The organism is Youngiibacter multivorans (assembly GCF_017873395.1).
Taxonomy (GTDB): Bacteria; Bacillota; Clostridia; order Clostridiales; family Clostridiaceae; genus Youngiibacter; species Youngiibacter multivorans.
In genome coordinates, this window is sequence record NZ_JAGGKC010000052.1 from 1 (window position 1) to 9,064 (window position 9,064).

Consider the following 9,064-nt stretch of genomic DNA (forward strand, 5'->3'; position numbering starts at 1 on the left):
TCTTGAGATTAGTATAGAAAAGTTAGAAATAATCCGCACTAACTTTTAATTACTATTTGTGCCGCAAGCGGAGCGGCGGAATGGAGTTTAATATGAAGAAGATTATTGCTTTAATTGCAATGGTTTCTGTCCTCTTGGGAACAATCGGATGCTCAGCTGCACCGAAAAATGGATCGGAGGTTCAGGCCAAGGACCTTAAGGTATCGGAAAAGACCAGCATGCACGCCGTGCTTGATGTACCCATGGAGAAGAGCAACATGCTTTACTGCGTGACCTTCCAGCTTGCGTGGAACGAGCTCATGGATAATGTTCTGAATGGTGACATCATACTTGAAACGGAAAAAGAGCTTAGTTCAAGGCTTAACTTTCAGAAGCAGACCAAGGGAAGCCTGTCGCCTGCTGACTATATTGCCATGGTTGGCATGGGCAGGGACGATATAGTAAAGAAGGTAAATGATGAGATGGACAGGAAGTTTGCCGAAGAAGACAAATGGAAGGTCGAATCAGAGGTTGGACCTGATGATTACCTGGCATTTGCGTTCCTGAAGAAGGTGCTGGAGTTTGGCACATCATTTGAAAAGGTTGAAGACGGACTGGATTTCAAGGGAACTAAGGTTTCATCCTTTGGTATCATGACTGTGGAGGATCCTGAAGTCAGGGGGAAGCTTTCTCAACAGGTTGAACTGCTTTACTACAAGAACGACAAGGAGTTTATAATAAGGCTCAAGGACAAGGAAGCCAAAGAAGAGCTATACCTTGCCATGCTGCCTGAGGAAGAGACACTGGAGAAAATGGTCGATAAGGCCAGAAGCCTTGAGGGGCAGGGGATGAAGCTCGGACCTTCGGATGTGCTGAACATTCCTGTAATTGCCTTTGACATCAAGCATAATTACAAGGAGCTTGAGAATCAGGCAGTGATGAATAAGGGATTTGAAGGATATTCGATAGGTTCTGCACTTCAGAGAATTGAGTTCGTGCTGAACGAGAGCGGAGCTGTCCTCAAGTCAAAGGCTGAGATTTCCATGGTGACCTCGATGCCAATGGATCCAAAATCCCTAATATTCGATGACTCGTTCCTTCTGTATATGACTGAGACTGGTCAGAGTGACCCATATCTCGTGGTTTATGTAGACAACGCTGAGATCCTGACAGCAAAGTGAAGATGAGGTGAAACCAGATGAAGAAGAGATTCATTGCCGGGATCGCAGTATTAGCCGTGGCTGCAGCAGCAGTTGCATATGTTCTTTGGCCAAAGCCTGAAGACCAGCATGAGGTAGTGGCAAAGGTTCTGGCAGAGACTAAGGACACAAGGATGGTGCCAGTCCTCAATGTACCTCTTGAAGAAGGCAACATTATCTGGTCCGTTACCTTCCAGCTTGCATGGAACGAACTTGTGGAGAATGTTATCGGGGAAGGTATCCTTCTGGAGAGTGAAAGGGCATACAGCACGGAGCTGAACCTCATGAAGCAGAAGAAGGAGTCCCTTGACCCGGCAGACTATATAGCAATGGTCGGGATGGGCAAGGAGGGAATTGTTGACAAGGTGAATGCGGAGCTTGAAAAGAAGTTCGGAGAAGGCGGGAAGTGGAAGGTCGAATCGAAGGTGGATACTGAAAGCTACCTTGCCTATTCTTTCCTGAAGAAGTCCATAGCATTTGCAGAGAACTTTGAAAAGGTGGCAAAGGGTCTTGATTTCAAAGGAGTGAAGGTCCAGTCCTTCGGCATCATGGAAGAAGGGGATGCAGTAAGAAGAAGTAAGCTTGAGGGACAGGTCGAGATACTTCATTACAAGGATGATGAGGAATTCATAGTCAGGCTTAAGGACAAGGATGACAAGGAGGAGCTGTATCTTGCGAAGCTGCCGGCAGAGGAAACTCTTGAAGTAATGCTTGATAAGGCTAGAAGTCTGGAAGGCACTCCTATGGAGATGACCAGATACGACAAGCTCAACGTCCCTCTGATAGCAATTGATATGAAGAAGGATTATGAGACACTAATAGGGCAGTACCTGATGAACAAGGGATTTGAAGATTACTTCATAGGAAGTGCCCTGCAGAGGATGGAGTTTGTTCTCAATGAAAGCGGTGCAGCTTTGAAATCAAAGGCTGAGATTGTCCTGGATAAGTCAGTGCCTCCGCCATCAAAGAATTTAGTTTTCGATGATTCTTTCCTGCTGTACATGGTTGAGAAGGGAAAGGCTGACCCTTATCTTGTGATATATGTGGACAACGCGGAGCTGCTCAATGCCAAATAACTGAAGCTGATGACTGGCTATATAGGGATAAACCTGCCTGATTATGACAGGTTTGTTCATCTTTTGTTAATTTCTTTGTGAAAATTGTGTTTTTTGGTATTGTTAAGGAATCTGATTTGTTATATTATATTTGTTATAGAGTTTGAAATATGTTAAAATGAGTTGTTGATTACAGCTCAGGAGGAATTTATGAACGGTTTCTTGATATTTATTGAATTTGTTTTGGCGATTGCCATGATAGCAGTAGTACTTATGCAGCAGAGCAAATCCGACGGTCTGAAGGGATTCACAGGCGGCGGAACACAGGAGACATTCTTCAGCAAGAACAGGTCAAGGACTGGAGAAGCCTTCTTTAAGAAAATAACCGTGCTGCTCGCGATACTATTCGCAGTGAACACAATCCTAATGAACATACTATAGGATAACTATGCTGTCTTGCAGGCAGCATTTTATTTTACACCAATTTCGCATCTATAGAGCAGCCATGGCGATCACCGATATAAAGAACCTGAAGAACTCTTGATATTGAATGAAAGTCATCACTGCTTCTATTTATTTGGAGGTAAGAATGAGAAGATTTGCATATAAGCTTATTGTACTAACTGCGTCTGTCTTCCTTCTTGCCGGTTGTTCCGGAAAGGAAGAGGTCTCTACCGGGAAATTTCCTGAAAAGGAGATTGAAGTTCCGGTGAAGGGCGGCACCCTTAAGGGTACGCTGATGGAGCCATCGGGTGCTTCAGGAACCCTTGCAATAATTGTGGCGGGATCAGGCCCCACTGACAGGAACGGAAACAATCCACAGGCTGGTGAGAACAACAGCCTGAAGATGATTGCTAAAGCTCTGGCTGAGGCAAAGGTTTCAAGCTACAGATATGACAAGAGGGGAATAGCAAAGAGCGCTGACTTGGTGAAGAAGGAGGAAGACCTCATTTTCACCGACTACAGCGATGACATAGTAAAGATTGCAGCCTATTTCAAGGATTATAAGAAAATTGTGCTTATCGGCCACAGCGAAGGGGCAATGCTCGCGTCTGTTGCTGAGATGGATTTGCCGAATCTCTCAGGACTTGTCATGGTATCTGGAATCGGTACACCTGCAGATGAGACGCTTAAGAGACAGCTGAAGGCATCAGGAGAAGACATATACAACAGGTCTCTTCCAATAATCGACAGCCTGACAAACGGACAGAAGGTAACTGAAATACCTGCAGACCTCTTCATGCTGTTTCGGCCAAGTGTCCAGCCTTATCTCATATCATGGTTCAGGTTCGACCCTTCGGAGGTAATGAAGGGTGTGAAGGCTAAGACTGTGATACTTCAGGGTGACAATGACATGCAGGTTTCTGTTGAGGATGCGAAGCTTCTCCACGAATCCAAGCCTGATTCGACGATGTTCATAATCCCCGGGATGAACCATGTGCTCAAGGAAGCACCGACCGACAGGGATGGTAACCTCAAGACCTATTCGGATCCCCTGTTACCCCTTGATCCGGAATTTAAGGAAAAACTAATTGATTTTGTAAGTGGTTTATAATTAAATATAATTATAGATAAACATGAAAGTAGTATCATATATAAAAAGAAGATACGCTTCAAGACAAAACCTGGCTTGCCAGGATGATTCACTTATTGTTCTAAGGTAAAAAGGTAATAAAAGGTAAAAAAAGGGAGTGTTGTCAATGGAAATCACTTTTCTTCTGTCGGCGTTGTGCGGCGTCGTTGCTCTTGCATTCGCGTTCTATCTTGCCTCTTCAATCAGCAAGGAGGATCCTGGTAATGACAGGATGAAGGAAATCGCAGGCTACATCCATGATGGTGCCATGGCTTTCCTTAAGGCTGAATACCAGTATCTTGCAGTATTTATCGTTGCTGTAACAGCTATCCTTTTTGTTATTGGATGGCAGACTTCCATTTCTTTCGTTCTTGGTGCTCTTTTTTCAATTGCAGCGGGATATTTCGGAATGACAGTTGCTACAAAGGCAAATGTCAGGACTGCAAATGCTGCAAAATCCGGTATGAAGCAGGCTCTTAGAATTGCTTTCTCCGGTGGTGCCGTAATGGGAATGGCGGTTGTTGGACTAGGAATACTTGGTCTTGCGACGCTGTATCTTGCCTTTGACGGCAATGTAACATACCTTACAGGATTCAGCCTTGGAGCTTCCTCAATTGCTCTTTTTGCTAGAGTTGGAGGAGGTATTTATACAAAAGCCGCTGACGTAGGCGCTGACCTTGTCGGTAAGGTTGAGGCAGGAATACCTGAGGATGACCCGAGAAATCCTGCTGTCATAGCAGACAACGTAGGTGACAATGTCGGTGACGTAGCAGGTATGGGTGCGGACCTCTTTGAGTCATATGTCGGATCCATAGTATCAGCCCTTACTCTGGGTGTAGTACTTCTTGGAAAGGACGGGGCAATATTCCCTATGCTCCTCGCCGCTGTAGGTATAATTGGTGCAATAATCGGAATTACAATATCGAACAGCTCGAAGGAAGATAATCCTCAGAGCGCACTTAACCTTGGAACTTACATTGCTGGTGGTGCCACTTTGGTTGCAGCATTTGTTCTCAGCGCAATGATATTCGGTGACATGAAGGCCGCTTTTGCTGTTGCAGCGGGACTGATGGTTGGTATCCTCATAGGAAAGATCACAGAGATCTACACTTCCTCTGACTACAAGTTTGTCAAGAACATAGCTGAAGAGTCATTGTCAGGACCAGCCACCAACATCATATCCGGACTAGCAGTTGGAATGTATTCAACTCTTGTACCTGTAATGTTCATAGTAGTTGGAATAATAGTCTCATATTTTATCATGGGTGGAGCAACGAATCCGACCATGGGACTTTATGGTATTTCTCTAGCTGCAGTAGGTATGCTTTCAACTACAGGAATAACAGTTGCTGTAGATGCATATGGCCCTATTGCCGACAATGCCGGCGGTATTGCGGAAATGGCTCATCTTCCTAAAGAAGTCAGGCAGATTACCGATAAGCTGGATTCAGTAGGTAATACCACAGCTGCCATAGGAAAGGGATTTGCGATAGGCTCAGCTGCACTTACAGCCCTTGCCCTCTTCGCATCATACGCAGAAGCTGTAAAGCTTGGTGCTATTAACCTTCTTAATCCTCTTACACTGGTCGGCCTCTTCATTGGTGCCATGCTTCCGTTCCTCTTCGGAGCCCTTACAATGAACTCCGTCGGAAAAGCAGCAAATGACATGGTAAAGGAAGTAAGGAGACAGTTCAAGGAGATCCCTGGAATCATGGAAGGTACAGGAAAGCCTGAGTATGAGAAATGCGTTGCGATATCGACCAAGGCTGCGTTAAGGGAGATGATCCTTCCAGGCGTCCTTGCAATAGTCGTTCCTGTAGTACTCGGACTTCTTCTTGGAACCGAGGCTCTAGGTGGAATGATCGTAGGTGCCGTAACTTCAGGAGTTCTGCTTGCGATAATGATGTCCAATTCAGGCGGAGCCTGGGACAATGCCAAGAAGTACATTGAGTCAGGCGAACATGGCGGAAAGGGCGGTTATGCCCACAAGGCTGCTGTAGTAGGAGACACCGTCGGAGATCCTTTCAAGGATACTTCAGGACCTTCGATGAACATACTCATAAAGCTCATGACAGTTGTTTCTCTGGTATTTGCTCCGGTAATATTGGAATACGGCGGAATACTGCTTGACCTTCTTGGAAAATAGGCACATTTAAGTCCATATTGATTAAATAATTGTTAAAAGGCCGCATTTGCGGCCTTTTTTTGTAATATTGGTTATCATATGGCGTATAATTCTTATATAGGACATTTTTTACCAAAAATAAAAGCATGAATGAAAGGAGAGCCTGGCATTGGCCGGGCGGTACACTCAATGCTTCTTGAAAAATTGATGGAAATAATCTCACAGCACCACTACAAGCCCTTAACAGTTGAGGAGCTTGCCCAAAGCCTTCAGATTCCAAGAAATGAGCTGAAGGAGTTCAGGGCTGCGGTAGATGGCTTCATAAAGGATGGTACGCTCTTTATGCTTGCCAATAACAGGATAGCTCTGCCTGAAAAGTTCGGGATAATTACAGGTACTCTTACTGTTAACCAGAGAGGCTTTGGCTTCGTTACAAGAGGCGCCGATGAAAGGGATGCCTTCATCCCTCCGACTGCCATGGCTGACGCCATGCACGGTGACAGGGTACAGGTAAAGATACTAAGGGAAGATAAGAAGGACAAGAAGGCAGAAGGCGAGATAATAAGGGTAGTTGAAAGAAAGAACAATACCGTTATCGGAACCTATCAGGAATCAAGGAATTTCGGATTCGTTGCTCCTGAAGATGTAAGGCTGAAATACGACATATTCATACCGAAGAACGGCAGAAATTTTGCTGAGCTTGATGATGTTGTCGTGGTTGAAATCACCAAATGGCCTGAAAAGGGCAGGAACCCGGAAGGAGTCATATCGGAGATACTTGGTAAGAAGGGCGACAAGGGAGTGGATATCCTGACTGTAGTCAAGAAATATGCTCTTCCTGAGGAGTTTCCGCCTAAGGTTCACGAGCAGGCTGAAAGGCTTTCCGAGATAATACCGGAGAGCGAGATGGCGAGGAGACGTGACCTCAGGAATCAGATGATAATGACGATAGATGGAGCAGATGCGAAGGACCTTGATGATGCAGTTACTGTTGAAAAGAGACCGGACGGTACCTTCAGGCTTGGAGTCCATATTGCTGACGTCACACATTATGTCAGGGAGGGTACTCCTGTAGACAGTGAAGCGTTCAAGAGGGCTACTTCTGTTTACCTTCTGGACCTTGTAATACCAATGCTTCCGAAGAAGCTTTCAAACAACCTCTGCTCACTTAATCCCAATGAGCCAAAGCTTACTCTTAGCTGTGAAATGACGATAGACAGGAGAGGCAAGGTCACAGACTACGACATATTCGAGTCGGTGATCGAAAGCAAGCTCAGGGCTACGTATGAGGATGTCACAAGGGTCCTTAAGGGCGAGATGGATGAGACACTTGAAAAGTACAGGGATTACATACCTATGCTGAAGGACATGGAAGAGCTGCAGGGAGTGCTTAAGGCGAAAAGGGATGAGCGAGGAGCAATCGACTTTGACTTCCCGGAGAGCAAGATAGTATTGGATAAGCTGGGAAAGCCAATTTACGTAGGACCTTACCCCAGGGAGATATCCAACAGGATGATAGAGGAGTTCATGTTAGTCTGCAATGAGACTGTTGCTGAGAACATGTTCTGGACCCGCGCCCCGTTCATATACAGAGTCCATGAGGAGCCGGATGGCGAAAAGCTGAAGGCATTCTCTGAATTTGCATTTAACCTGGGCATTCCGGTAAGGCTCTATAGCGGAGTCCAGCCGAAATCTCTACAGGAAGTGCTTGAGAAGGTAAAGGGAAAGAGTGAGGAGCTGATTCTATCAAAGCTGCTCCTAAGGAGCATGATGCAGGCAAGGTACTCGCCTGAGAGCGTAGGTCACTTCGGGCTTGCAGCAACCTATTACTGCCATTTCACATCTCCTATAAGGAGATACCCTGACCTTATGATCCACAGGATCATCAAGGAGTTCATCAACAAGGGAATCCCTGAGGGCAGGGCAAAGGAACTGTCAGGAATAGTGGCTGAGGCCTCCAAGATATCCTCCGACATGGAAAGGGTGGCTGATGAAGCTGAGAGGGACCTGGATTCGCTGAAGAAGGCAGAGTATATGAGCCTGCACATGGGCGAGACCTTCGAGGGAATAATTTCCTCAGTTACAGGCTTTGGCATATTCGTCGAACTGCCGAACACCATCGAGGGACTTGTCCATATAACAAGCCTCTATGACGATTACTACATGTTTGACGACAGGCATATGAAGCTAAGAGGGGAAAGCAATGGCAGAGAATTCGGACTTGGCGACAAGGTCAGTGTATTGGTATCAAAGGTAGACCTGGACAGCCATGACATATTCTTCGAGCTGCCTGAGCTGATTGCAGACCTTCTGGCACCTGATGAGACAATGACAACTCCGATACCTGGTAGGAAGGCTCATAAAAATGGTCCTAAGCCGGCTGGATCAGCAGTAAGGAATCCTCTTGAAATACCTGGAAAACCGAAGCCAAAGTCTGGATTTGTGACAGGCAGAAAACCTGCACCAACAGCGAAGCCAGGCAAGCCGAAACCAGGAGCTGTAAAACCAGGTGCAAAGAGGAAGCCTGCTCCTGCAAAGAAAACTGCTCCAAAAAGCAAACCATAATACATAGTTCATACATTGTTAATACTGTAATGTTATAATAGTGAGTGATGGCTGAAGCTAATGCTGAAGTCAACATTTAGATTATATATATGGAGGTAGGAAAATGAAGAAACTTTTTAAATGCGATGTTTGCGGTTATATCTATGAGGGAGAGGCTCCACCAGCGGCTTGTCCTAAATGCGGAGTTGGTCCTGAGCATTTCAAGGCGCTTTCCGATGAGGATGCAAAGAAGATATATTCGTCTGATAGGACTAACGATATCCACTTTGAACTTATCACTTTAGTTGATAAGATGATTGCTCTCTGCAACGAGGGAATTGAGCTGAAGCTTGACCCGAATTGTGTAAGGGCATTCGAAGAGGCGAAGGATGAGCTGTGGGTGATCAAGGGCAGGTCCAAGGCTGAGCTTGCAGGACATATGTCAAAGGGCAAGTGGTAAGATTAAATAAAATGATAAAGGTCTGCATGCTGAGATGATATGCTCCCTTTATGAGAGACAGTGAAAAAGAAAACCACTGTTAATCATGAAGGGAGCTTTTATTATGTCTCATAGGACAAAGGGATCTCC

The 9,064-nt window shown here is 45.5% G+C and carries 7 protein-coding genes; all 7 read left to right on the forward strand.

The window, feature by feature from the left end:
* The first annotated feature begins 92 nt into the window (after window positions 1-92).
* The 7 genes from J2Z34_RS17120 to J2Z34_RS17150 all read left to right on the forward strand — a co-directional run bounded on the left by J2Z34_RS17120 (window position 93) and on the right by J2Z34_RS17150 (window position 8,935).
* Window positions 93-1,160, forward strand: a complete 1,068-nt coding sequence (locus tag J2Z34_RS17120) for a hypothetical protein (RefSeq protein ID WP_209461089.1) — start codon at window positions 93-95, stop codon at window positions 1,158-1,160.
* 17 nt (window positions 1,161-1,177) lie between these two features.
* On the forward strand, window positions 1,178-2,254 hold the full coding sequence (locus J2Z34_RS17125; protein ID WP_209461090.1) for a hypothetical protein: 1,077 nt from the start codon (window positions 1,178-1,180) through the stop codon (window positions 2,252-2,254).
* 189 nt (window positions 2,255-2,443) lie between these two features.
* Window positions 2,444-2,674 (forward strand): preprotein translocase subunit SecG, encoded by a 231-nt coding sequence (secG, locus tag J2Z34_RS17130; protein WP_209461091.1) that lies wholly within the window; start codon window positions 2,444-2,446, stop codon window positions 2,672-2,674.
* 148 nt (window positions 2,675-2,822) lie between these two features.
* Entirely contained in the window at window positions 2,823-3,788 is a 966-nt protein-coding gene (locus J2Z34_RS17135; RefSeq protein ID WP_209461092.1) for an alpha/beta hydrolase, read from the forward strand.
* A 145-nt stretch (window positions 3,789-3,933) separates the two neighbouring features.
* A complete protein-coding gene (locus tag J2Z34_RS17140; RefSeq protein WP_209461093.1) occupies window positions 3,934-5,952 on the forward strand; it encodes a sodium-translocating pyrophosphatase in 2,019 nt (672 codons plus the stop codon).
* 168 nt (window positions 5,953-6,120) lie between these two features.
* On the forward strand, window positions 6,121-8,496 hold the full coding sequence (gene rnr, locus J2Z34_RS17145; RefSeq protein ID WP_209461094.1) for a ribonuclease R: 2,376 nt from the start codon (window positions 6,121-6,123) through the stop codon (window positions 8,494-8,496).
* Window positions 8,497-8,599: 103 nt separating this feature from the next.
* A complete protein-coding gene (locus tag J2Z34_RS17150; protein ID WP_209461095.1) occupies window positions 8,600-8,935 on the forward strand; it encodes a rubredoxin-like domain-containing protein in 336 nt (111 codons plus the stop codon).
* Window positions 8,936-9,064: the final 129 nt, after the last annotated feature.

Coding starts and splice junctions, on each gene's coding strand:
- J2Z34_RS17120 (WP_209461089.1), top strand. CDS start 93: ATGAAGAAGATTATTGCTTTAATTGCAATGGTTTCTGTCCTCTTGGGA.
- J2Z34_RS17125 (WP_209461090.1), top strand. CDS start 1,178: ATGAAGAAGAGATTCATTGCCGGGATCGCAGTATTAGCCGTGGCTGCA.
- secG (WP_209461091.1), top strand. CDS start 2,444: ATGAACGGTTTCTTGATATTTATTGAATTTGTTTTGGCGATTGCCATG.
- J2Z34_RS17135 (WP_209461092.1), top strand. CDS start 2,823: ATGAGAAGATTTGCATATAAGCTTATTGTACTAACTGCGTCTGTCTTC.
- J2Z34_RS17140 (WP_209461093.1), top strand. CDS start 3,934: ATGGAAATCACTTTTCTTCTGTCGGCGTTGTGCGGCGTCGTTGCTCTT.
- rnr (WP_209461094.1), top strand. CDS start 6,121: ATGCTTCTTGAAAAATTGATGGAAATAATCTCACAGCACCACTACAAG.
- J2Z34_RS17150 (WP_209461095.1), top strand. CDS start 8,600: ATGAAGAAACTTTTTAAATGCGATGTTTGCGGTTATATCTATGAGGGA.